Here is a 25,402-nt window from a genome sequence, read left to right on the forward strand (position 1 = left end):
CGGGGTTCGGGGTTCGGGGTTCGGGGTTCGGGGTTCGGGGTATTTAAAAACCTTGCGGTTAACATCGCAAGGTTTTTTTATACCTGTAGCAGCGGGTTCACCCCGCGTCGTTATTAGGTATTAGGTATTAGGTTCTAGGTTCTAGGTTCTAGGTTTTAGGTTTTAGGTTTTAGGTTTTAGGTTTTAGGTTTTAGGTTTTAGGTATTTAAAAACCTTAAGGTTAATATCGCAAGGTTTTTATATCCGTAGCAGCGGGTTCATCCCGCGTCGTTATTAGGTATTAGGTTCGGGGTTCGGGGTTCGGGGTTCGGGGTTCGGGGTTCGAGGTTCGGGGTTCGGGGTTCGGGGTTCGGGGTTCGGGGTTCGGGGTTCGGGGTTCGGGGTTCGGGGTATTTAAAAACCTTGCGGTTAACATCGCAAGGTTTTTATATCCGTAGCAGCGGGTTTACCCCGCGTCGTTATTAGGTATTAGGTTCTAGGTTTTAGGTATTAAGCACGTCACCCGTTGCTCGTTACCCGTTACCTGTTACCCGTTGCCCGTTGCCCGCTACCCGTTACCCGTTACCCGCTGCCCTTTGCCCTTTGCCCGTTGCCCATTGCCCGTTGCCCGTTGCCCTTTGCCCTTTGCCCTTTGCCCTTTGCCCTTTGCCCTTTGCCCGTGAACTTTAACCTTTAACCTTTAACCTTTAACCTTTATTATTTCTGACACACCTCACAAAAAACGGTGCCGCGTTGACCTAGGCGAATTTCGGTTAGTTCGCTCTCGCAATTTACACAGGGCAGGCCTTTTCGGCCATACACTAATAGCTGCTGCGCAAAGTAGCCAGGCTTACCGTCACTTTGGGCAAAGTCTTTTAACGTTGTGCCGCCTTGGGTAATTGCAGCGGCTAAGGTGTCTTTTATAATTGGGATTAACGCTTGGTAGCGCTTAAGGCTTACCTTACCGGCTTCTTTTCGCGGATCGATACCTGCTTTAAATAATGATTCGTTAGCATAAATATTACCAACCCCCACCACCACGGCGTTATTCATAATAAACTGTTTAACGGGCACTTTTTTATTGCGAGATTGCTCATAAACACGTTTAGCAAAAAAGTCATCAGTGAGTGGCTCGGGGCCTAATTTAGCTAGTAGCTTGTGCTCTTCATTGGGTGCTTGCCATAAACAACAACCAAAGCGACGAGGGTCATTCAAACGCAGTGCTTTGTCGTTCGCTAAAATAAACTCAACATGGTCGTGTTTTTTAAGTGGCTCGGTTTTATTTACAACGCGCAAGTTCCCTGACATCCCTAAGTGCAATATAGCCGCCCCAAGCTCACATTCTAATAGCAAGTATTTTGCGCGGCGTTCAATACTGCTAACCACCAACCCCTCAAGTTGGTATACCTCATCGGGTACAGGCCAGCGCATACTGGCATTATGAATGTTTACCTTAGTCACAACTTGGTTTAGCACATGGGGGGTAATGCCCATGCGGCTAACTTCTACTTCTGGTAATTCAGGCATTTATAAAACTCACTTATGAAAAGGTAAAACTAGGAAATAATTGCTTAGCAGTGCTTAAATCAAGCAACATTAGTCGCTGACTGGTTTTATCGAGAAGATAATACTGACCATTTGCTTCATATAATAAGTACACCCAAGGTAGGGGCTCACCCGCGAGTTCAAACGTGGCTGCCGATAGTGGCTTATTCATATCAAGCGCATCAGGTGTGGTGGTGGTCATCAGCGCGGTATTTTGCCATAAATAAACAAGCTCACTAAGTTGCTGCTCTGAGCTTTGCCAACTAAGCGGTACATTTTTTTGCAAAGCAGTAGTACGCCAACTAGTGCCAATACGCTCAATTTTTTGGTCGCTAAATTTAAGTGTTAATACAAAACTTTGCACAGGAAGTAGTGGCTGCAATTGCGCCTGTGTTTCATCATTCCCTATGTTTTTATGCAGTCCATTTAAAAAGAAGATCATAATCAACATCGAAAAAATAATAACATTGTTCCAACCTTTGCGGCCGAGTTGCATGTGGGTCTTCCAATTAATAATATCGATTTAAAGTGTAACCAAAACTTAATTACACTGTCTATATGTTAAAACCCAAAGACTTTGCTAGAATATCGGCAAATTTTAAGGAGTTTAGTCATGTCAATGTATGTAGTGGGCCATAAAATCCCAGATTCAGATTCAATATGTGGTGCAATTGCACTGGCGTATTTAAAAAACCAAATTGATGAGCCAGCAATCCCAACTCGCCTAGGCGAAGTGTCACCTGAAACACAATTTATTTTAGATAAATTCGGTTTTGAAGCGCCTGAGCTAAAACTTAGCTACGCTGGCGAAGACGTTTATATTGTCGACCACACAGAGAAAACCCAAGCGCCTGACGATATTGATCAGGCTCGCGTTGTTGGCGTGGTTGATCACCATAAATTAGGTGATTTAACCTCATCAACTCCGCTTGAGTGTTGGATCCGCCCTGTTGGTTGTTCAAACACCATTATTAAGATGATGTACGATTTTTATAACGTAGAGATCCCTAAAGACATTGCCGGCATTATGCTTTGCGCCATTTTAAGCGACACGGTTATTTTTAAATCGCCAACCTGTACCACAGCCGATATTAAATGTGTTGAAGCGCTTGCAGAAATTGCAGGCATTGAAGACTTTAAAGAACTAGGCATGGATATGTTCCGTGTTAAATCAGCCGTTGAAGATACGCCAGTACGTGACTTAGTAATGCGTGACTTTAAAGACTTTAACATGAACGGTAACCTTGTTGGTATTGGTCAGTTAGAAGTTATTGACCTTGCGGTATTTGACGAGATTAAAGCCGACCTTGAAGCCGACATCGCCAAGCTTAAAGAAGAAGGCGGTCGTCATTCAGTATTTTTACTACTAACCGACATTATGAAAGAAGGCTCACAAATGCTGATTGCATCAGACGATGCCAGCCTTGTTGAGCAAGCCTATGGTGAAAAGCCAGAAGACGGTAAAGTATGGCTAGACGGCGTATTGAGCCGCAAAAAGCAAGTAGTACCACCACTACAAGACGCTTTTAAGAGCTAGGTTCGAGGTTCGAGGTTCGAGGTTCGAGGTTCGAGGTTCGAGGTTCGAGAAATTTAAAAACCTTGCGGTTAATATCGCAAGGTTTTTTTATACCTGTAGCAGCGGGTTCACCCCGCGTCAGGTATTAGGCTCAAGGTGCTAGCTCTCTGTCCGCAGCTCTTGGCCCGTCCGTTACGGCATAAAGCCCCACCTACATTAAAATACCTGCTATATTTACTTATAAAATAAAGGCGTTAGGCTCTAAGTGCTAGGCTCGGGCTTCAAGCCGTAACCCGCAGCCCGCAGCCAAAACATAAGGACATAAAATGCAAATACTTCACCATGGAGCAGTCAATGGCGTAACAGGCTCATGCCACCAGCTGATAATAAACGATCAAAGCTCTTTTCTAATTGATTGCGGATTGTTTCAAGGAGAAGATTCTGTAGATGATCTAAGCATTGAATTTAATATAGACATAGTTCGCGCGCTTATTGTTACCCATTGCCATATTGATCATGTTGGCCGCATTCCCTATTTATTAATGACTGGATTTAAAGGACCAATATTTACCTCTGTCGCATCAGCAAGTTTACTGCCGTTAGTCATTGAAGATGCATTAAAAGTGGGCGTCACACGCGATCAAAAAATAATAGATGCCTGCTTAAGGCTACTTAAACAACAAGTTGTAGCTGTAGACTTTAAAGCCTGGTTTGATCTTCCTTGTAAAGGTGAACACATAGCCAAAGCCCGACTTCAACGAGCTGGGCATATTTTAGGCTCTGCTTATGTTGAAATAGATATAAGCACGCCTCCTTATAAAGCGAGCAATATTCATAGAGTGGTTTTTTCAGGTGATTTAGGCGCGCCCTATACGCCTTTACTACCCGCCCCTAAAGCCCCTTATAAAGCAGATACTTTAGTTATTGAGTCAACCTATGGGGATAAAAACCACCAAGGCCGCAAGCAACGTACGCAAACCTTAAAAGCCGTGATTGAACGCGCCGTTGCCGACAACGGCGTAGTACTTGTGCCCGCATTTAGTATAGGCCGTACACAAGAGCTGTTATACGAACTTGAACAGCTAATTCATGCCTCTACAAAAAATTCACCTTGGCGCACAATACAAGTAATACTCGACTCCCCCATGGCGGCTAACTTTACTCAACAGTACCGAAAATTTAAATATTTATGGGATGAAGAGGCAAAACAAAAAGTAGCCAAAGGCCGCCACCCACTCGACTTTGAAAACCTCACTACAATAAATACCCATAGTGAGCACTTAGCGTTAATAAATTACTTAGCCACCCGTCAAACACCTGCCATTATTTTAGCAGCAAGCGGTATGTGCACCGGCGGGCGAATAGTTAACTACCTAGAGCGATTTTTAACCGACAAAACCACCGACGTACTCTTTGTAGGTTACCAAGGGCGCGGAACATTAGGACGCGATATACAAACCTATGGCCCAAAAAATGGCTATGTAGTTATTAATAATACCCGCATTAATATAAACGCCAAAATACACACCATAAGCGGTTATAGTGCTCATGCCGATCAAGCAGGTCTCATCAAATTTGTAACCGGTATGCGCAAAAAGCCCCGCCATATAAAAATAGTCCACGGCGATGATGACGCTAAAAATGCACTCGCAGCAAAATACAGGGAAGTGTTGGGTGATGATGTGAAAGTTGAAATTGGGAAGGGATAGGTTCGAGGTTCGGGGTTCGAGGTTCGAGGTTCGGGGTTCGGGGTTCGGGGTTCGGGGTTCGGGGTTCGGGGTTCGGGGTTCGGGGTTCGGGGTATTTAAAAACCTTGCGGTTAACATCCGCATCGCAAGGTTTTTATATCCGTAGCAGCGGGTTCATCCCGCGTCGTTATTAGGTATTAGATTCATGGCCCGCTACTCGTAACCCGTTGCTCGTTACCCGTTACCCGTTACCCGTTGCCCGTCACCCGTCACCCGCTTCTCGCAGCCCGTCGCCCGTTACCCGTTACCATTGTTGTGATTCAATATCTTTATTATCTACGCTCATTTCTATTTGTTTGTTAAGTAAGTTAATTAATAAAATACTGCGCATATCGCCATTGGGCTCTTTGTAAATTGCTTGAATACCTTTAAAAGAATCGTTATTAACGCTCACTACATCACCCGCTTTTGGCATCGTTGACTCAACAGTTTGTGAACATTCACTTTGTAATTGTTCAATTAAACTTATGGGTACCACTTGATAACTCGCACCATAAGACACAAACCCACCAATACCGCGGGTATTTTTTACAGCAGAAAAGTTACCACTTTTTAATTCAAGGCGAACAAATAAGTAATTAGGAAACAAAGCTAACTGCTTAACAGTGCGACGACCTTTAATGAGCTTTTCTGTTGTTAATTTGGGGTAAAATGCCTCAATCCCTTGGTTGGTTAAATTAGCTTTTGCCCTTTCCTCTTGTCGTGGCTTACACATGACTAAATACCAATTTTCCATACTATATCCTGTAACCTTAGCTTAACGAGCAATCGTCAGCATTTATCTAACCGAACGCGCTATTGTAAACTACTCACAGACTTGATGCGAGGTAGATAGTTAGGTTTGAGAAATTTAAAAACCTTGCGGTTAACATCCGCATCGCAAGGTTTTTTATGCCTGTAGCAGCGGGTTTACCCCGCGTCAGTATTAGGGTTTAGGCGCGTAACTCGTCGCTCGTAACGTATCGGAGTTTTTCAAGGGGAAACACAAGAGAAAAGTGATCGCGGTAGGAATGAGCACTACAAACCAATGAACTGGTTTTACGGGTGAAGTCGATTGATAGGTATAGTGTAGTGTTTATGCGTAAAAGCCCCAATGTCACTTATGTAAAATATCAATGTTTTTACATGATGACCGTTTTTAATGGCCTAACTCAATAAGGAATGGCGAATACGATAAATATTCATATTATGTAAGTGAAGCTTTATGAGGCAGGCGCGGCAAGCCATCGCTTGAGAGATTGAGTAAACATGACCACCTAAATCGGCAACCATGCCGCCATTAAAATTCGGACCCCTTTAACGTTAAATCTTCAAACACTACCCTAAAATCATTTTCATTGGTTATCTGTCGTGAAATTTTGTGCTCAAAATAGAGTTTTTGCTTAAGGTTTTACCGCATAATTTATTGATGCATTGTTTTATTTTCTCCCAGAGATTTGCCCCTTTATTTCGTCAGTTAAACGTTTACAAAACACCTAATCAAGTGCATAAAAAAGACTTGGAACTTTCGCCCCAAGCCTTTCATTAAAACTGTCACCTATTTCAGAACGTGACAGAAATCGTTATATAACAGTGATAACCGTATTTAGATCATCGATTAACTAATCTGCGGGTAAAAGCGAATACAATTAAAATTAAACTGAACCAGCCTAAGCTACCACTATCACTATCACTATCACTAGAGTCTTCAACGGGTTTTTCAACAACAGGTGCAGCCACTACATTAATGTTAAATTGTTCTGTTACAGGCTGTGAAATTTCACCATCGGTAACAGATACGGCAATAGTTACCGTACCAATATGTGCATCACCAGGCGTACCTGAAAAAGTTCTAGTGTCTGCTTCAAAACTCAACCAGCTTGGCAACTCTGTACCATCTTCTAATGTTGCAGAATAAGTCAGCTCATCGCCTTCATCAGCATCAGTAAAAGTTTGCGCATCAAAGGTAAAGCTATACGCAAGACCCGATTGTGCTTCCTGATCTGGAATTGCTATGTTGACTACGGGCACCCTGTTCTTTTGAATAACAACAACTTGGGCACTCGCATTAACAGTTTCGTCATTAGCTAGCTCAACCACTACTGTTACCGTTTGCTCGGCAATATCGACAGGCCAAATTATCTGACCAGCTTGAGCAGCCAATTCAGTTGCAAGATTTAATTGACCACTAGCATGAACTAGTTTGACATTTAGCCCATCATTTTGGTCTAGTCCTGCAACATCCCAAGAAACTCTTAAGTTTTCACCATTAAAGACAACGTTTTCAGTGTTGATTAAAATACTTGGTACTATGTCAACGACGACATCAAACATTACTTGCTTACTATCGATTGTAATATCAAATGATTGAGCTTCAACATTTTCGCCTGAAACGTCTAAACGATATAAACCTAAAGGCAAACCGTTAAAGGCAAATCGTCCGGCAAGATCGCTTAAAGTGGTGTTAACTAAATCAACCTGCATACCTTCAGCCGTGAATAGTGATAAATCTACATTAGCTACTGCATGGCTGTTAGCAGAAACAAATCCAATAAGGCTTGCTTGGTGTGTATTAATTACCACACTTTCAGCTGTGCTGATTTGATCATCGTCTGTTATGACAAAAACACTATAGTAGTAAATCGTATCTCTAGATGCCGAAGTATCATTACATTCGTTAGCAACTTCACCACAAATCTTCAGGCCATCATTTGGACTTACAGGGAAATCATCTGTGCTTCTTACAGTGATCACTTCAGCAATATTTGGCAAGTTAGGTAATGTCCATGTAAGTTGAACATCGCTACCGTTTGAGCTGGCTTGCAAATAGCTAATAGCCTGAACGGCCACAGCGGTTTCACCACTATATGTGGGCTCAACAATGGTATTGTCGATAACTGCGCGCACATCACTATTAACTTTAATAACAAAACGCTCATCGCTAGTTATTTCTTCGTAGTTTATGACTTCTAGTGTGCCACTTTCTGTTGTGCGTTTTACAAAGACTCTAGCATTGGGGAATTGCTTATAACGTTCAATTTCTACTTCAAACTCACTTGCGCGAGACAAGTAAAGCTTTTCAGACATAAGTGAGCGACTGACATAGCTTACATCTTGTGCCATTTGCTCAGATAAAGGCATTAAACGAGCTGGTTCGTCAGTTTGCTTGTTTTTCACCGAAACAATACGAGCACCCTGCACGACGACTTGCGTATGAACTAAAGAGTTCATAGTAATAGCCGCTTTATTACTATTTCCTTTTACATTTTGCTCAGTAACACCTTCCTTACTGGCATTCAAATAAAACGCATTTTGTGCTTCTTGTGCAGTGCTATGAAGCTGTAACTCATCATTAGTAACACTAGCAAATCTGGTCATTGAACCACTGTTAGCATACGGGTTGTACGCCACAAAATCACCGTATTGGCTTTGCACTGTGCCTGTTTTTTTGAAGTCAACGACAAAATGCGGGATAGTGCTTAACGCATCGCCAGTAAATTCTAATTGGCTATAACTGCTTGGAAAGTTATTATCATGCGTTACAAGTACGGTAGTGTTGTTATATTTAATTAGTTGGGTTGCCACGATGGCATGACCACCTTTTACAGTGAAGTAGAACACCAGTGGGGATGCTTTATCATTAGTGAAGTGTTTAGCATAATAGCTACTTAGCTGCTCAACATTGCTAAAACGTGAGAAACTGGCACTACCGGCGCCACTATTTGCTCCGCTTCCCGAGTATGCGCCTTGGGTAACAAAGTAATAAGCAATTTGCGCCATACTTTGCACAATATCATTATTGTTCGTTGCAACATATTGACTCACGTCTTTAGGTAACGGTTTTGGTGTTTGCGTTTCACGGTATTGCCAATGGTCATTATAGAGTGCGGTAATTGTTTGCGCAGAGCTACCCTCAACAATTGAGCTACCCCAAGCTGATGCTTGTGCGCTGTTATTAAAGTTACTCGCCGCTGAAGTGGCTAATCCATAACACACTCCGCCGAAACTGCGATTTTCTCGAACACTTTTATCAATGCCGTCATATTTACCGACAATTTCATAGGCTTCATCTCTACGATGTTCAGGTAAAATAGGCGTGATACCATCAGCAACATTAAGTAAGGTACCATGCACTTCAAGTTGCTCGAGTGAACAGTTTCCTAACACCCAGCAAGCAATGCCTCCGTCAGCTAACATGGCATCACTCCAACCACCATTTTTAAAGGCATAGCCATGTTGGTCAACATTAAATGAAGTACCATAAACACTCAAATTGTTTAAATCCTTTATAACTTCACACTGCTCAGCTAAACAAATAGACATGCTGGCATCTTTAAGTACATAAGGTGCATTATTCAGGGTGAAGTCTACTTTAAAAGCCTTCTTAGCAGCGTCAACTGAACATTCCCCTGGTAACTGCTGGTTACTATCTTGAACGATAAAGCTGTGCTGAGAACAAATATCCTCTAATGCACCACCACTTTTAGCAACTAGATCACGAAAATACACAGTAAAGGTATTTGAAACCTTGGCGCCACGTTTTTGATAAACTTTATCGGTTTCAAACTCAAAATTAAAAAGAGATTGCGCTTGGTTGAACCAGACATTGTCAATAGCAAAACCGGCGCGCTCTTCTGTTTCTATTGCAATACGGAAGCTAGCAATGCTCTCACCACTAATTTCAAAACGCTCAATACCATAGATGGAATCAAAACGCTTACCTAGAAGCTCGCCATTTTCGTTATACCAAGAAATAGCCGTTGAGCTGAGGTCATCAAAATAACCTGCATCAAGGGCAAACGTATTTACTGTTAAGGTTCTACTTGGATCCGCTGGGTCGACAAAATGCCCCTCAATAGCACCATTAAATCTTGGATAGCCCGATAACACCGGCGTAGTTGGGTTAGCACTATCTGAAGTGATAAATGGTGTATCTCCAGAGAAAATAATTCCTTTATCAGCATACTGGTCTGTTATGTAAGTGTTTGTAGCAAACTCTGAAAAGGTAATTATACCTTCCTGTGCCTCTGCCTGAACTTGGTTTTGTTTACTGAATTGTTGTTTTTGAATAGTTGGTGAAGAAGAATAAAACTCTTCACTATAAGCTTGTTGATTGGTCTGTGCGTTGGCCGAAGTGACTAAAAGACTATAAGCTAAGCAAGTTGACGCGAAAGTAACTTTATTACATTCCATAAATATTCCCTTTTATCAATAATGAAACACCCCTAAATAAAAACATGCAGTTAACTTTTATTTAACATCTTGGAGCCTGATTAGGATATATCAGTATACTTTTTACAGCAAGCGTCGACAGAATATTTAGTTTTTGAGGTTGGCTTGGGCTACCCAGCTTTCGCATCTTATCGTGTGGGTATCTCTTACACTTAATTATTCGCTTTTTAATCGTGGCAAAAAAATTCAGCAACCGCATTATCATGATAATGCGGTTGACGCCTGAAGCGACTAAGTGATTTTAATGATCAAAGCTTAATGAGAATAAGCGATCAAAGTTAATGCAATTGGGTGTTCAAAGCTGGAGAGAATATGCAACTGTTAGATTTGATTGAGCTCTTGTTTGTTTAGCCCAACTGGTTAATTCGAGGTTCTAGGCTCGATGCCCATACCCCGTCGCTCGCACCTCGCACCTTAAAAAAATGCGCGGCATAAAGCCCCGCCTTGTATCTCTCTGTAATAGATGATTAGCTATCATTTATTACATCGGAAGTTAGTGAGCTTGTAGCCCCGCCCAGTACTTGATACTGAGCCGTAGATTAAGCCCTAGCTTCCAATTCTCAACAAACTGAATGGTATCCAAGCACTCTTAGATTAAGTTGATGCTGTATGTACAAGGGGAGTAAGTAGAGATGATGTTTATTGGTTTTGATATCAGTAAAGATAAAGTTGATTTATGTTGGCTGAGAGATCCAATCACTAATAAAAAGAAAACAAAAGTATTTAAAAATAACCACCTAGCTTTCAAGGAAATTAAGCAGTGGCTTTTAAGTACAACCAAAACTATAGCTGAGGAAATCGTTATCACGGTAGAGCCAACCGGTGTTTACCATGAGCCGTTAATGTACTTTTTATACCAGCAAGGATTCAATATTATTCTCGCTAACCCTAGCAAAGCAAAAAAATATGCTGAGGCTCTAAATGTTGTTCATAAAACAGATAGGTCAGATGCGATAATGCTTGCAAGCTACGGTTATGCTAAGCAATCAACCGTTAACTTCTGGCAACCTGAAGCAAAGGAAATTAGAGAGCTTAAATCCTTACTGCGTCGACTTGATGCATTGGAGTCCAATAAACAACGAGAGCAGAATCGATTAGAAGCAAGTGAGTTTAATGCGACATCTGAGCGAGTCACTCAATCATTAAAAGAAACGATTAACTTTCTAGATGATGAGATAAAAAAACTTAAGTCAGATATTGATAGTCACATAAATAGCTTTCCTGACTTAAAGAAGAATAGAACGTTACTAGAAACAATCCCCGGTATTGGGCCTGTTATGTCTCGGGAGCTGACGTATATATTCGCCGCTAAAAATTTCAGCAGAGCTAAGCAAGCTGCTGCCTACTGTGGCTTAATACCGCGGCTGCATGAGTCTGGGAAAATGAAGGGCCGTACAACTATGAGCAAGCTAGGGCCTTCAAAAATAAGAAGTAAACTTTATATGGCAGCAGTAGTCGCTGGGCAGTGGAATTATAAGATACAACAGCAAAAAATAGCCTTGCTGAATAATGGCAAAACGTCGATGCAAATCATTGGCGCCAATATGCGTAAACTCATTCATATATGTTTTGGTGTAATAAAAAATCAAGAAGCGTTTAAGCTCCAAGAAAGTTAAATACGATCTTGAAGCCTATAAAGAGAGATGGTATCTACAAAACATTCTTACCACAGAGTACACCGAGGCGCTTCGCGCTACACAGAGAAGACAAAGCAAATAAAACATGTTTTTAATCATTTTCTCTGTGTGCTCTGCCCCCTCTGTGGTAAATAAAATCTCTTCAAGATCTTTTTGCACAAAGAGAAGTGAATGAGGAGTAAATGAGAACATAAAACCATTAGCCCAACTGGTTAATTCGAAGCTCTAGGCTGGAGGCCTGAAGCTCGTCGCTCGTAGCTCGTCGCTCGTAGCTCGTCGCTCGTAGCTCGTTACCCGATGCCCGTCGCCCGTCGCCCGTTACCCTTTAACCAACTTTTTCATATGTTCAGTAAACTCATCACCTAAACTTTCATGGCGCATGCTGTATTCTACAATAGCTTTTAAGTAACCGAGTTTATCACCACAGTCATGTGAGCGGCCGCTCATATGAAACGCTTCTACCGTTTCCTGTGCTATTAGCGCGTCAATCGCATCAGTAAGTTGAATTTCGCCACCAGCGCCAACGTGTGTTTTAGCTAGTAGCGGCCAAATATTTTTACTTAGTACATAACGGCCAACAACAGCTAGGTTTGAAGGGGCAACATCAACATCTGGCTTTTCAACCATAGCATTAATAGCGGCGCTTTCACCTGGGGTTAGTTCTACACCGTTAATATCAGCAATACCGTATTTGCTCACATCTTCCTGTGCTACAGGTTCAAGCATAATTTGGCTAGCTTGCGTTTGGTTAAAACGCTTGATCATCGCTGCTAAATTTTCAGTTTTTTGATTTGCCGTATAAGCATCGAGGATTACATCTGGCAGTACCACTACAAAGTCGTCATCACCCACAATTGGCTTAGCGCATAAAATAGCGTGTCCTAAGCCTTTAGCTTCACCTTGGCGTACATGCATAATGGTTACATCGGCTGGGCAAATAGAGCGCACCTCATCTAGCAAAGTACGTTTTACACGTTTTTCTAGCGTGGCTTCTAACTCAAAACTGGTATCAAAATGGTTTTCAATGGCATTTTTAGAGCTATGTGTCACGAGCACAATTTCTTTAATACCCGCCGCCACACATTCATTTACTATGTATTGAATAAGCGGTTTATCAACCAAGGGGAGCATTTCTTTAGGGATAGCCTTAGTCATTGGCAACATACGGGTGCCTAAACCGGCAACAGGAATTACAGCTTTCAAGGGTAGTCCTTTAATTAAATCATTTTAATATTTTTATAAATTACCAGCTAAATAATATATCTAAGCTGAACATTTTTAATCTTTTTTGAGTAATGTTTGAGTAAAACAACATCATCAAAAAAAGAAAAAGACCGAGTTCAAATTAGGCTCGGTCTTGTTTAACGTTTAGTTATAACGTCAATTTTTTATATCTTAATCGAAGCTTATTATTTGTTATAAAACGCTTTATACCAAGTAATAAACTCAGCAACGCCCTCTTTAATGCCTACTTGTGGTTTGTAACCCGTTGCGGCAAATAAGTCTTGGGTGTCGGCATAGGTTTGGTATACATCGCCGGGCTGCATTTCACGGAAGTTTTTCTTGGCTTCTATACCCAACTCATCTTCAATCGCTTTCACAAAATCCATCAAACTAATGGGTGAGCCATGACCAATGTTATATACAGCGTAAGGGGCTGAACTTGAAGCAGGCGTACCTTGCTCTACAGTCCATTGCTCATCACGCCCTGGTAAAACATCAGCGATACGCACGACGCCTTCAACAATGTCATTTACGTGGGTAAAATCACGCCACATATCACCATTGTTGTTAATATCAATGGTGTCGCCATCTAATATCTTTTTAGTAAAGATAAACGGTGCCATATCTGGGCGGCCCCACGAGCCATAAACGGTAAAGAACCGCAGGCCAGTTGTTGGAATATCGTATAAATGCGAGTAACTGTGCGACATCAACTCATTAGCTTTCTTAGTGGCAGCGTACAATGAAACTGGATGATCAACTGAGTCAGACGTCTCAAAAGGCACTTTAGCATTTAGACCATAAACAGAGCTCGATGAAGCATAAATCAAGTGCTTCACTTTTGTTTGGCGACAACCTTCAAGAATATTAAGGTGGCCAACTAAGTTAGAATCAGCGTAAGCATGTGGGTTTTCAATTGAATAACGTACACCAGCCTGTGCCGCAAGATGAATTACACGGTCAAACTGCTCTTGCTCAAATAAACTTGCCATTGCTGGGCGGTCTGCTAAATCAACCTTTTTACACTCAAACTTCTCATGCTTAATACGATCAAGGCGCGCAAGTTTAAGGTTAACGTCATAGTAATCATTTAAGTTATCAATACCAACTACTTGATGCCCTGCAGCAGTTAGTTTTTCTACAACCGCACTACCTATGAAGCCTGCAGCACCTGTTACTAAATATTTCATTTCTATCCTTAATATCTCTTAAAGACCAAAGGTCAAAAATCTAACTTTAAAGCTCATATTTAATTTTCAGTTAGTCATTAACCTGCTTCTTTTACCTTGAATCTTGAGCCTTTATCTTAATCACTGCCAAATAGATCGCGCGTATACACTTTATCTGCAATATCGTTCAGCTCTTCAACCATACGGTTTGATACCACGACATCTGAAATTTGCTTAAACTCGTTTAAGTCTTTAATTACACGTGAGTGGTAAAACTCGCTCTCTTCAAGTACAGGCTCGTAAACTACAACCTCAATACCTTTAGCCTTAATACGTTTCATAATGCCTTGAATAGCAGAGGCTCTAAAGTTATCAGACCCTGTTTTCATTACTAAACGGTACACACCTACAATTTTAGGGCTACGCTTAATAATAGAATCGGCAATAAAGTCTTTACGTGTAGTATTAGCATCAACAATTGCACCAATAATATTATTTGGCACATCGGCATAATTTGCGCGCAGTTGTTTAGTATCTTTTGGTAAGCAATAGCCGCCATAACCAAACGAAGGATTGTTATAGTGGTTACCTATACGCGGATCTAAACTAACACCTTGTATAATTTGTTTACTGTTTAAACCATGCGCTTCAGCGTAGCTGTCGAGCTCATTAAAGTAAGCCACTCGCATAGCTAAGTAGGTGTTTGAAAATAACTTAATCGCTTCAGCTTCTGTTGAGTCGGTAAATAATACGTCAATATTTTGTTTAACAGCGCCCTGCTTAAGTAAATTAGCAAATATAGTAGCACGCTCACTTTGCTCACCCACAACAATACGTGATGGATGCAAATTATCATAAAGTGCTTTACCTTCACGCAAAAACTCTGGCGAAAATATTAAGTTTTCAGCATTTAATTGCTTTTTAATATCTGCTGTAAACCCAACTGGTATAGTCGACTTAATTACCATAATAGCATTAGGGTTATGTGCCATAACATCTTTAATAACAGCCTCTACGGAGCTAGTATTAAAGTAGTTATTTTCTACATCATAGTCTGTAGGTGTAGCTATAATTACATAATCAGCGCTTTTGTAAGCCAGCTCTTTATTTGTCGTTGCAGTAAAGTTTAAATCGTCACGCATTAAAAAATCGCTGATTTCAGTATCTACTATAGGTGATACTTTATTATTTAAAAGAGCTATTTTTTGCTCATCAATATCTAATGCAACCACTTTATTGTGCTGCGCTAGTAACATAGCGTTAGAAAGGCCTACATAGCCTGTGCCTACTACTGTTATATTCATTAATGTTCCCTAGTTATATTCTGAATATTTAACTGAAATTCTCTGGCCGAATAATTTAAATAATAGAAAATCTACTTATTAAATTATTTTAACAAAGTGATTTTAGATGGGTAAACTAAAACTCCGCTAACTTTTTGAGGGAAGTTCAGGTAGATTACGTTTGCGCCTAATAATGTTGGTTACCTTATAATAATTAACTAACAGAAAAAGATATAAAGCGAACAGAAAAATAAAACTATAAAACATTACAAATTCAGGAATGTTATATATTTCACCAAATATACCTATAACAGCAAAAGCCCCCCCTATGAAGCTTATTAATACCAAGGTTTGCCGTGAAGTAAAGCCTAAGCGCTGGCAAATATGATGCAAATGCTCGCGGTCGGGTTTAAATGGCGATTTACCTTGTTTAACACGGCGTACCATTATAGCAACCATATCCATTAACGGCACGGCAATTAACCACAGAGCAGTAACAGGTCGAATCATCGAGTTACCCGGTGTTTGGCTTGCACCAATTAGTAGCCAAATAACAGTAAAGCCAATCATCATGCTGCCTGCGTCACCCATAAACACTTTTCGTTTATGGCCAACCAAACCTAGGTTCATTAAAATATAAGGTATCATGCATATAACAAGTAATAAGCATAAATAGCTCAAACTCTGCTCACCCGCCAATAAAAGTAATACGCCAATGCTCGCAAAAGTCACTATTGATAAGCCACCTAATAAACCATCAATACCATCAACCATATTAAATGCGTTAATACAGCCAATAACAGCAAAAACAGTAACGATCCCACCAAACATACCAAGCTCAATAGCTCCAAAACCCAACAAGTTACCTAGTGTATGTAATTCTGCGCTTGCAAAGTAAATCATGGCAACTGAAATAAACGCCTGCACTAGCATGCGTATTTTTACACTTAAGTCAAAGCGGTCGTCCAAAGCACCAACAGTAGTTAATCCGCAAATACAGAGAATGTATAAATTGGCGTGATTAATCATATTAGGGTGTGTATAAATATAATTAACTATAGTTATGCAAATGGCAACTCCTCCCACTAATGGCACATTACCGGTATGCATTTTTCGCCCTGATGGTTTATCCACCAAGCCAACCTTGCGAGCTACTTTACGCATTAAAAAAAGTATTGCAAATGCAATAAAAAAGGTGAAAAAAAGGTCTAAAAACATATTGCTCTCTAAAGTGTTTAAATGGCTAAATCTTATGTAATTACAACGGTAAAGCTTAAGTTCTTCGCCTAATGAACCGTAAAGCTTTATGATCTTTCAAAATACGCCTACTTTATATTTACTTTTAATTATTATATATCAAAATAGGCACACTCTTTAGCAGGCTACTCAATAGTAATAAATTAAAGCCACCGCTATAACTTACCATACATTTTACATTAATAAGTATCACAACCCATAAAAGTAAAATTGGATCCCCAAGCTTTAAAAAAGCTTACTTCATTGGCTTTGATTTTTAAAACTACCCCAAAATAAACCGCTAAACGTCCAAAAAAAGTACGCGACTTTGTGGCCATCCAACGGTGAATTCGCTAAAGAAAACACTATGGCACCAATTACAAAAGCCAAATAACCTAATGTAACTGTTTTGTCATTATTAGTGAGGTTACAATTTTTATGAGCAAGGTGCACAGCTTTGTAAGCAGAAAGAAATAAGAAACACAACAAAGACAAATAGCATAATAGGCCAACGACACCATAATTATACAAATAATAACCATAACCATTTTCGATTATAATGTAATTAATAGGGTAGCCTAACAGTATATTTTCATCGAGGGTCTTCTTAATGTAGAACAGCTGATTCAGCCTTGTTTGGGTTGATGCATCTGCCCCCTCACTTGATAAAGCTACAATAAACCTATGTATATTACCAAACTCTTCTAAATTAGCAGCAACATATACTCCTAAAGCCAAGACAATCAAAAGCAAAGATAGTAGGAATATACTTGCATGTTTTTTATTTCCATATCTATATGACATAGGAATAAAAAAAATAAATGCAGCAACATAAGCTAAGTAAGCTGCTTTTGATTGGCCAGCTAAAACGGTAAGTAAAATCAAGCCTAGTAATAAAATAAGGTTAAGGTTTGCATCTCCTTTAACTAAACTGAAGTAAATCATATAAAATATTGGCATTAGAGCAAAACCGTAAGAATATGACCAAACAAAAGGCCCTCCTATCCTTAACCCTAAACGCCCAATCCCTTCCCTGTTTGTTATGCCAAACTTCATAATAAGCTCAGGCAATAATAACTGAGCAATAACAAACAGCAATATAATTGAAACTAAACAAATCAAAGCGCCCCTTAACTCTCCCAGAGTAACCTTAAAACGTCTAGCAATATTATAGCTAACTGTAAAAACGAAAAAATATGCCAGATAACGAAAATGTGCTAATGCTATTTGAATATTAATAAACTCAACTTTAGATATAACCGTAATGAGAAAAAATACAAACAGTATAAATAAAACAACCGAAATAGTCGGAATTTCAACCTTTCTCCGCCCTATCAAGAATAAAATAATAAATAAAGGAAACAGTAAATATAAAAACTTTTGACCTGCATGCAGCGATAAACCACCAATATAGGTAGGAAAAAATACAATAATTGAAAATAAAACAAAGGCAATCGTTGAGTTTAATTTATTACCTATCACTAATTAAATCTCGTAAGAAATAAACTAAAAAAACTGGATAATATTTTACGACTCTTTTTATAACGTGGCTTTCAGTAAAAAACCTATATAACCAACGCAGATTATATTTATTTACCCACCCCGGATAGTAATCAATAGTTTTACTGTTGGCTGTTTGAGAAATAAACGCTCCACAAGTAAAATATAATCCTTTATTTAAAGTTGCCAACCTTCCTGCAACAGACTCCTGTTTAATATTTCCTAAACCAAGGATTACAACATCTGCATTGGCATCTAATACACATTTTATAATTTCTTCTTCGCTCTTATAACCATCTGTATCGCCTTTCCAAACTAGTCCAGGAAAACGCTCAGATAAACGCTCTTTAAACTTGCTTGCATCGCCAGGTTTACCACCAGCAATAAAAACAGATAGATTGTTACGCTGGCAATAATCGAATACTATTGGCGCTAATGATGTCATATCGAATGATTGACGATAAAAGTTAATACTTTTGGGTAGAAACGTTTTTAACACTGAAATTAAATAAAAACCATCGGAGCGATAAAAGGCAACATCAGTAATATCCGAACGCTTCCTCAAAAAAAGATAGTTAAATGGGTTTACATATATATAGGCACCCGGTTTAAAATCATTCTCATTTGCTAGCTTTTTAACATCTACATATTTTGTTTTTAAGAACTTTGATATCTTCACAATTTACCGTTTTCAAATAATTTAATATAATTTTCAGCTGAGTTTTTAACACTAAACATCCAGCCACGCCTAACAAGTACCTCTGTATCTCTATTTTGTTCGAGCTCGTATATAATACCGTTAGCCAACGCCTCAGGGTCTTGCATTGGAACTAATGTCCCATATTTACCGTTATCTAATATCTCTCGAGGCCCGGCGATACAGTCAGTTGACACAACCTTTTTACCTATAGCTAATGCTTCAATCATCGCGTTAGGCAACCCCTCCCATAACGAAGACATTACAAATAAATCAGATTTTTTTATGTATTTGTATGGGTTATCGACAAATCCAACCAAGTCTACATCATCCTGCAAACCTAAGTCGCAGACTAAAGAGTTGATTTTTTCAAGAAGCTCACCACCGCCTAATATTAATAACTTATAAGAGGTATTATTAGCATTCATTTTTTTCAACAAATAAAAAGCTTTTATTAGGGTAAAATAATCCTTTTGCACATTAAGGCGTCCAGCAGCGACTAATACTGTGTGTTCTTTAGAGAAGAATTCGTGCTCTGCCGGTTCATTTGATAAATCCAATAAGTTTTCTGATACTACTGGGTTATAAATAGTAAGCGTCTTTCTCTGCAACCCTAAACGATCGACAGTCGACTGTACATCTTTTGAAACGCAGAGAACTTTATCAGCCTTAGGGTAAAAATAACGAATAGCAAGCTTACGAATTAGATTGCTGTACCATGAATTAGCAATCAAATTGACAGGAACTGCTTGAATTATATACCAGCGACAAATATCAAGTAATTTGCCCTTATGTTTAATCGCTTGGATAAACTGCTGCCCCATACAACAAACAACTATATCAGGGGTTAAGCTGATTAAAGCGCTTTCCAATGAGTCATTTAGCTGCCTTCCTGCCTTACCTCCTAACACGTGTAATTTTACTTCTGCAGGAACCATATTGATATTTTCGCCAGCCCCTTGATTTATTACCAAGTTTAGATCTATAAAACGTCCCTCACTCTGCTCTACTATGCCTTTCAATAAGCGCATGGTTCTACGTTGAACACCACCACCTTTGAGATTATCTAGATAAAAAACGACTTTCATAGTTATTGTGCTCTGATGTATTTGCTGTGATTAAGCCACAAAGAAATAAGGTAAACCCTATAAATTAAACTTGCAGATACGATTCCCTTTCGCGAATTAAGGCCAATATTTTTATATAATCTATTTAATAGCAGATTAAGCTCCACAGAATCCCAATACTTACAATTACACACTTCTGCATAAATAATCTCCTTATTCTTTAAAACTATACCTCGTGAATCAAAGCTCCAGCCCATTTTTCCGATTTTATTAGAATCTAAATCCATTTTATCCATTAATAACTTACGTAAAATCAACTTATTTTCTAACGTTTTTTCATTAAGTAAATATCGCTTAGGTATTTTCCCAAAGTACTTAGCTACTTCGCTATCTGCAAATGGGAGAATCGCATTACTTTCAACATAATCAGCAAAATTATAGAGCTTTCTTATCATTCTTTCTGAAATAGACCTAGTAGCATATATATCAGACTTTAACTCTGTACCACTATAACTACTACGCTTATCCGATTCACTTTTCCAATATTGATAAACACTACAACTAGATGGATATACTCTTAAACTATCTTTATAGGTCAAACCTGTCATTCCAAATAACTCAGCTGGAGTTCTAAAGAATGGAACAAGAGTACTTTCTGAATTAAGACTGTCACGAAAGCCACTAAAATTGGATAAGCCCCTTGAAAAAGGTAGAAACAACCTCTGCCTGCGATCTAAAGGCGATAGCATGTGACTATCATTCCCATCTCCAAAAATAAGATTTGATTTGGAAAGTTGAGGCATCTGAAGGCTATATAGAGGGTATGCAAGAGTAACATTATCAACGCATGGAAAAGGGGAGTTTCTAAAAAAGTCTTCTATTTGATTTTGATAATTAAAATCAATCTTTTCTTCTTCCTTTAATATCTGATGCTTAAAACCTAATTTTTTCGCGATTTTTTTACTAATTTCACTTTCGTCACCACCTTTCTCTGAACGATGAGTTACTAAAGTAAATTTATCTTGTAATCCAGACTCAGCCAATGCCAAAGCAATAGTGTTACTATCTTTACCCGCACTATGAAATAAGAAAGACTCCCTTTTATTATCCAATCGAGAAAGCGTTGCAGAAGTAATTAATGATAATATTTCGTCATATTTTGGTTCTGTTTGATTTTCATCTCGGTATTTATCCATAAATGGAAACTGATGACTAAATGTTAAATTAAATTTTCCATTTTTACATTCAACTTTAAGGGTGTCGCCAATACTCAGTATAAATATATTTTCATATATAGTACGGGGAGGAGGCACGACGGCGCTTTGAAGTAGAAAGGAAAGGCTGCTCTCATTTATTTTTAAAGGTTTTTTGACTTTATCACAATCAAGCAATTCAGTAATAGAATCACTAACTAAAAGAAAGTTTTTGTTCTCTGCTAAATATACATACTTTGGATTATGACCTGCCAAGTCCCCTTTCAATATTATCGTTTCATTAATTTTAGACTTTATAGTCCGTATGCCACTTTCCATTCACAACCTACAATTAAAATTATAAATCAACTTAGTTCAATACAAGCTAACGCTTTTAAATAATTAACTAAACAATCCATGTAACAAACTGCCACAAAAACGTTTTGTATAATATTTTTTCGTTTTAAACCACTGGGTAGCTAAAGCAATATAACTAAACAAGCCCATATTACTTTAAATCATTCTTGTATATTGTTAGGTAAAAATATTTTCACTCTGCAATTATGAAGCTATTGCTTTTCAAACCTCTTAAAATCTTCAAATTGAGTTACACGAGGATGTTTTTTATTAAATTTAATGTTAATGACATCAATACCTCTAGATATGATGTAAAAAAAGCGGTTGTATTTAAATTCAGCTTGAGGCATTTCTATTTTTTTTAACTCATCCATTGAGTTCTGGCAGCTTTCATTTGTAAACATAACAATGCAATTAAGATGCTTTTGTTTTAGTTCTAACCGTTGTTTTTTTTCCATACTAATAAATTCATGGATAATATCTTCAACCTTAAATAATGATAAATCTAACCCTTTTAAGTTATATTCATGCTGCCAAACATCACAAAAGTACCCATAAGTCTTGGGAGCAATCATATTTTCTACACCAACTATACATGGAACGCCCAACGCAGAAGCCTGTATAATCGCAGTGCCACTACCAATAAAAAGGTCATAATTAGCTATTGTTGTATCGAATTTAGAATAATCTAAAGTCCCTTTTAATAAGATTTTATCTTGCAAGTTGGCTTTTTTTATTTTCTCTTGAATTTGCTGCTTTAATGGCCCATCACCATATATATCAAATTCAACATCAATTCCTTTATCTATTAGCTTTTTAACAACATCTATCATATAAAAATTATAGGTTTTAAATTCTACCAATCGGCCAACAGCTACAATTTTAAGTGGTGTGATTAAATCACCTGAAAGTGCTACCTCTTTCTTGTCTATCACTCCCAACCTAAATGTATTTGACTCCCCAAACTCTTGTTTTTTATGCTTAATGTATAGCTCACGGTTACCCTCAGAGAAAAAAAGTAACGACTTTTCGGGAAGATAATTAAATATGAAATCCCTATTTAATTTTTCGTGCCAAGCGACATTTCCCCCACCCCAAAGATATTTGATGTAATGATAAAAGCCTATTGTAACAGGAAGTTTCCTATCTAATATTTGAGATAATCTGTAGCCAAGTAGGGCATGCATACCATCAAAAGCGTGGATTTGATCAACTTTCATTAGTTTATCTAAGAGTGCTTTTGGTTTAACCGGTGACAGAAGTGGAAATCGGCGACAAAAAAATGAAAATCCATAAAAAATATCCTCGGGATAAATCACGCTAGCATATTTTTTTATTTCAGATAGCAACTCGTCATTACTTCTTTCAGGCTTCGATAATAACAAAATAGAAGTGTGTAGGTTTTTATGGAATCGCTCTTTCGCCATTCTTACAAAAAATGTTTCGATACCACCTACGGATAAGGTTCCATAAATAAATAACATTTGCTACCTTTTCTCTAAAAAAAATTTTAATATATTTACATTCTCAGAAACCCTGCTTCTATAAAGCAAGCAAGTAAAAACAAATAAGAAAACCCACATTAAATAGAAGTGTCCTAAGTTTGCTTTACTTAACACCATTACTAATGTGCCAATAACATAAGAAAGAATGAGTATGTACATTTTTATCCGTGGTATTGCACACCACAACCTTGCGCTAAACTCAGTTTTAACTATAAAGAAAACAAAAAATGCTAACACTGTTGCAAGCGCAGCACCAGTGGCGCCATAATCAGGTATTAGTAAATAATTCAATAACGCATTTACCAAAAATGCTGAAATTGATGCAAACATTGAATATTTAGATCGACGAGTTATACCAATACCAACTCCAGTAGTTTCACTCAACAAATAAAACAACGGCATTGCGACGCATGCAACAATTAAATACTCAATAGCTTGATATTCTTTTGGTAAAAACCAAGGTACTATAAAGGAAAACACACCCGCTAAAGACCATATTAACGCAACAAAAATAATCATATTATCAATAACACATTGTACTTTTTTTTGAGCTATCCCTTCTTTAGCCCATTTGTACAAAATTGGATGCCAAATATTAGAAAAAATGCTAGATACAACAGATACCGCACCAGCTAGAGCCACAGCTACTGCGTAAATCCCTAACTCATCAAAACCAGACAAGCTGCGCAAAAAAAATCGGTCCATCGTTGTTAACCCCCAATATGCAATACCACCTGCAACTAATGGGAGACTAAATTTAAGCATTTTTATTAGCAACACAATACTTACATTTTTTTTGAGAGCAGGTAGCCAAGTATCTCTGGTTAACCATAAAAACATCATTAACGATGATAAAACAGCCAGCGTATTCATTATCATTAATGTCTTAAATTCAGCTTTTAAATTTAACAACATGATTAAGCCGATAAAAATTAATAAAAAAAGTTTCGGTGTGATTTTTGTAGCAGAAAAAACCAAGCCACGCTCTTGCATTCTTACTACATGTGCTAAAAAATTAATAAAAAAACTAGCAAAAATCCCTATAAATAACATGAAAGAAAGTAGAGTAGAATCAATCTCAAACAGCAGCATCGAAATTGAAAATGGCAGTGCTATTGTAATCACACTTACTAATAACAAAACTGCTAAACCAGGGATAACACTAACCTTAAATAAAGCTTGTTTATCGTCTTCTTCATGGTATTCACGAACATATGCCTGATGCATAGCTAAACTAAATAATGATACAGCTAAACTAAGTACAACTTGTAACATAGTTAAACGGCCAACATCTTCAACCGTAAAGAACCACGCCACAAAAGGCAAAGTAATTAAACTTAAAGCAGCAGCACCAATTGGCCCAATTGAAAACTGCAGGATTTTTTTTAAATTCAAGAAAAAAACTCCAGCACACGTTTAATAACTTCTTGTTGTATTTTTATAGGCATTCCATAATAAAGAGGCAAACGAACTAGTTTTGAGCTTTCAACGGTAGTAAAGTTATCATCACCAATAAACTCGCCAAACTGTTTTCCTGCAGGGCTTGAATGCAGTGGGATATAATGAAAAGGAGTGATAATATCGCACGTTTTCATAAAGGATATAAATTTAGCTCTTTCCTCGCTAGTACCTAATTTAATATAAAACATATGTGCATTGTGTTTTAAATCATTAGGTATGTGTGGGAGCTGCGCTGGTTGCAATATTTTACTAAACTCAGTGTAATAGTTATTCCATAGTGACAAGCGAAAGTCATTTATCTCACTAGCAGATTCTAATTGAGCATATAAATATGCAGCCTGCAATTCACTTGGTAAAAAACTCGAACCTATATCTTGCCAAGTATATTTATCAACTATGCCATGTAAAAATTGACTGCGATTAGTGCCTTTTTCACGGATGATCTCAGCCCTAGCAACTAGCTTGGGGTCATTAATTAATATTGCTCCGCCTTCGCCACCCGATGAATAGTTTTTGGTTTCATGAAAACTATAACAGCCGATGTGCCCTATCGCGCCTAGTGCTTTATTTTTATAAGTAGACATTACGCCTTGTGCTGCATCTTCTACTACCCACAAGTCATGTTTTTCTGCGATAGCGAGTATTGTATCCATTTCACAAGCTACACCTGCGTAATGTACTGGCACTATTGCTTTTGTTTTAGCCGTAATAGCAGCTTCAATGAGTGTTTCATCAATATTCATTGTGTCCGGACGAACGTCAACAAATATAATTTTTGCACCACGTAATACAAACGCATTCGCTGTAGATACAAATGTGTATGAGGGCATTATAACTTCATCACCAGGCTGAATATCGATCAGAATAGCGGCTAGTTCTAACGATGCTGTACATGAGGGAGTTAGTAATGCTTTTGTTGTGTTGAAGCTGTCTTCAAACCATTTTTCGCATTTTTTAGAGAAGTAACCATCGCCGCATAACTTGTCTGATGCAATCGCTTGCTTGATATACGCTAATTCTGTACCTACTTTAGGAGGAATGTTAAATGGTATCATTTTTATCTCAATTTTATAC

General features: G+C 38.3%; 18 protein-coding genes. 3 read left to right on the forward strand and 15 right to left on the reverse strand.

The genetic code is table 11. The features are described from left to right. Positions 1 to 696 precede the first annotated feature (696 nt). Entirely contained in the window at positions 697 to 1,506 is an 810-nt protein-coding gene (gene mutM / locus MTN96_RS31485) for a bifunctional DNA-formamidopyrimidine glycosylase/DNA-(apurinic or apyrimidinic site) lyase (RefSeq protein ID WP_248534048.1), read from the reverse strand. Positions 1,507 to 1,519: 13 nt separating this feature from the next. Beyond that, entirely contained in the window at positions 1,520 to 2,020 is a 501-nt protein-coding gene (locus MTN96_RS31490) for a hypothetical protein (protein WP_248534050.1), read from the reverse strand. Positions 2,021 to 2,137: 117 nt separating this feature from the next. On the opposite strand from MTN96_RS31490, the gene MTN96_RS31495 reads away from it, so the two are divergent. Continuing rightward, entirely contained in the window at positions 2,138 to 3,061 is a 924-nt protein-coding gene (locus MTN96_RS31495; protein ID WP_013464036.1) for a manganese-dependent inorganic pyrophosphatase, read from the forward strand. Between the two features lie 305 nt (positions 3,062 to 3,366). Beyond that, positions 3,367 to 4,749, forward strand: coding sequence for an MBL fold metallo-hydrolase RNA specificity domain-containing protein (locus MTN96_RS31500; RefSeq protein WP_248534052.1), 1,383 nt, complete (start codon positions 3,367 to 3,369; stop codon positions 4,747 to 4,749). A gap of 283 nt (positions 4,750 to 5,032) precedes the next feature. On the opposite strand, the gene rfaH is transcribed toward MTN96_RS31500, so the two are convergent. Beyond that, a complete protein-coding gene (rfaH, locus tag MTN96_RS31505; protein WP_036981287.1) occupies positions 5,033 to 5,524 on the reverse strand; it encodes a transcription/translation regulatory transformer protein RfaH in 492 nt (163 codons plus the stop codon). A gap of 854 nt (positions 5,525 to 6,378) precedes the next feature. After that, a complete protein-coding gene (locus tag MTN96_RS31510) occupies positions 6,379 to 9,960 on the reverse strand; it encodes a putative Ig domain-containing protein (protein WP_248534054.1) in 3,582 nt (1,193 codons plus the stop codon). A gap of 671 nt (positions 9,961 to 10,631) precedes the next feature. On the opposite strand from MTN96_RS31510, the gene MTN96_RS31515 reads away from it, so the two are divergent. Next, positions 10,632 to 11,615, forward strand: a complete 984-nt coding sequence (locus MTN96_RS31515) for an IS110 family transposase (protein ID WP_036981290.1) — start codon at positions 10,632 to 10,634, stop codon at positions 11,613 to 11,615. 339 nt (positions 11,616 to 11,954) lie between these two features. Here MTN96_RS31515 and galU read toward each other — a convergent pair whose 3' ends face one another. From galU to rffA, 11 genes are all read right to left on the reverse strand, one after another. Continuing rightward, positions 11,955 to 12,839: a UTP--glucose-1-phosphate uridylyltransferase GalU gene (gene galU / locus MTN96_RS31520; protein WP_248534056.1), complete on the reverse strand. Its 885-nt coding sequence runs from the start codon at positions 12,837 to 12,839 to the stop codon at positions 11,955 to 11,957. Positions 12,840 to 13,045: 206 nt separating this feature from the next. Further along, on the reverse strand, positions 13,046 to 14,050 hold the full coding sequence (locus MTN96_RS31525) for an NAD-dependent epimerase (protein ID WP_248534058.1): 1,005 nt from the start codon (positions 14,048 to 14,050) through the stop codon (positions 13,046 to 13,048). A gap of 116 nt (positions 14,051 to 14,166) precedes the next feature. Then, positions 14,167 to 15,333, reverse strand: a complete 1,167-nt coding sequence (locus MTN96_RS31530) for a nucleotide sugar dehydrogenase (protein WP_248534060.1) — start codon at positions 15,331 to 15,333, stop codon at positions 14,167 to 14,169. Between the two features lie 126 nt (positions 15,334 to 15,459). Continuing rightward, the gene (gene wecA / locus MTN96_RS31535) at positions 15,460 to 16,530 is read right to left on the reverse strand and encodes a UDP-N-acetylglucosamine--undecaprenyl-phosphate N-acetylglucosaminephosphotransferase (protein ID WP_248534062.1); all 1,071 of its coding nucleotides are present in this window, start codon (positions 16,528 to 16,530) and stop codon (positions 15,460 to 15,462) included. Between the two features lie 279 nt (positions 16,531 to 16,809). After that, entirely contained in the window at positions 16,810 to 18,030 is a 1,221-nt protein-coding gene (locus tag MTN96_RS37210; protein ID WP_248534064.1) for an O-antigen ligase family protein, read from the reverse strand. Further along, the gene (locus tag MTN96_RS31545) at positions 18,020 to 18,727 is read right to left on the reverse strand and encodes a WecB/TagA/CpsF family glycosyltransferase (protein WP_248534066.1); all 708 of its coding nucleotides are present in this window, start codon (positions 18,725 to 18,727) and stop codon (positions 18,020 to 18,022) included. The genes MTN96_RS37210 and MTN96_RS31545 overlap by 11 nt, the downstream gene beginning before the upstream one ends. Beyond that, positions 18,724 to 19,833 carry a glycosyltransferase gene (locus MTN96_RS31550; RefSeq protein WP_248534068.1) on the reverse strand — a complete coding sequence of 370 codons (1,110 nt, stop codon included), beginning with the start codon at positions 19,831 to 19,833 and terminating at the stop codon, positions 18,724 to 18,726. The genes MTN96_RS31545 and MTN96_RS31550 overlap by 4 nt, the downstream gene beginning before the upstream one ends. Positions 19,834 to 19,835: 2 nt before the next feature. Continuing rightward, positions 19,836 to 21,344, reverse strand: coding sequence for a hypothetical protein (locus tag MTN96_RS31555; RefSeq protein WP_248534070.1), 1,509 nt, complete (start codon positions 21,342 to 21,344; stop codon positions 19,836 to 19,838). A 230-nt stretch (positions 21,345 to 21,574) separates the two neighbouring features. Then, positions 21,575 to 22,846, reverse strand: a complete 1,272-nt coding sequence (locus tag MTN96_RS31560) for a glycosyltransferase (protein WP_248534072.1) — start codon at positions 22,844 to 22,846, stop codon at positions 21,575 to 21,577. A 3-nt stretch (positions 22,847 to 22,849) separates the two neighbouring features. Next, on the reverse strand, positions 22,850 to 24,262 hold the full coding sequence (locus tag MTN96_RS31565; RefSeq protein ID WP_248534074.1) for a lipopolysaccharide biosynthesis protein: 1,413 nt from the start codon (positions 24,260 to 24,262) through the stop codon (positions 22,850 to 22,852). Beyond that, complete coding sequence (rffA, locus tag MTN96_RS31570) at positions 24,259 to 25,383, reverse strand: dTDP-4-amino-4,6-dideoxygalactose transaminase (protein ID WP_248534075.1); 1,125 nt, start codon at positions 25,381 to 25,383, stop codon at positions 24,259 to 24,261. The genes MTN96_RS31565 and rffA overlap by 4 nt, the downstream gene beginning before the upstream one ends. Positions 25,384 to 25,402: the final 19 nt, after the last annotated feature.

The sequence above is a fragment of the Pseudoalteromonas sp. 2CM28B genome, from assembly GCF_023161935.1.

Excerpts from the sequence above, each read along its gene's own strand:
- MTN96_RS31530 (WP_248534060.1), bottom strand. The coding sequence starts at position 15,333 with ATGAATATAACAGTAGTAGGCACAGGCTATGTAGGCCTTTCTAACGCT.
- MTN96_RS31560 (WP_248534072.1), bottom strand. The coding sequence starts at position 22,846 with ATGTTATTTATTTATGGAACCTTATCCGTAGGTGGTATCGAAACATTT.
- MTN96_RS31555 (WP_248534070.1), bottom strand. The coding sequence starts at position 21,344 with ATGGAAAGTGGCATACGGACTATAAAGTCTAAAATTAATGAAACGATA.
- MTN96_RS31550 (WP_248534068.1), bottom strand. The coding sequence starts at position 19,833 with ATGAAAGTCGTTTTTTATCTAGATAATCTCAAAGGTGGTGGTGTTCAA.
- MTN96_RS31515 (WP_036981290.1), top strand. The coding sequence starts at position 10,632 with ATGATGTTTATTGGTTTTGATATCAGTAAAGATAAAGTTGATTTATGT.
- MTN96_RS31495 (WP_013464036.1), top strand. The coding sequence starts at position 2,138 with ATGTCAATGTATGTAGTGGGCCATAAAATCCCAGATTCAGATTCAATA.
- mutM (WP_248534048.1), bottom strand. The coding sequence starts at position 1,506 with ATGCCTGAATTACCAGAAGTAGAAGTTAGCCGCATGGGCATTACCCCC.
- wecA (WP_248534062.1), bottom strand. The coding sequence starts at position 16,530 with ATGTTTTTAGACCTTTTTTTCACCTTTTTTATTGCATTTGCAATACTT.
- MTN96_RS31525 (WP_248534058.1), bottom strand. The coding sequence starts at position 14,050 with ATGAAATATTTAGTAACAGGTGCTGCAGGCTTCATAGGTAGTGCGGTT.
- rffA (WP_248534075.1), bottom strand. The coding sequence starts at position 25,383 with ATGATACCATTTAACATTCCTCCTAAAGTAGGTACAGAATTAGCGTAT.
- MTN96_RS31490 (WP_248534050.1), bottom strand. The coding sequence starts at position 2,020 with ATGCAACTCGGCCGCAAAGGTTGGAACAATGTTATTATTTTTTCGATG.
- MTN96_RS31500 (WP_248534052.1), top strand. The coding sequence starts at position 3,367 with ATGCAAATACTTCACCATGGAGCAGTCAATGGCGTAACAGGCTCATGC.
- MTN96_RS31510 (WP_248534054.1), bottom strand. The coding sequence starts at position 9,960 with ATGGAATGTAATAAAGTTACTTTCGCGTCAACTTGCTTAGCTTATAGT.
- rfaH (WP_036981287.1), bottom strand. The coding sequence starts at position 5,524 with ATGGAAAATTGGTATTTAGTCATGTGTAAGCCACGACAAGAGGAAAGG.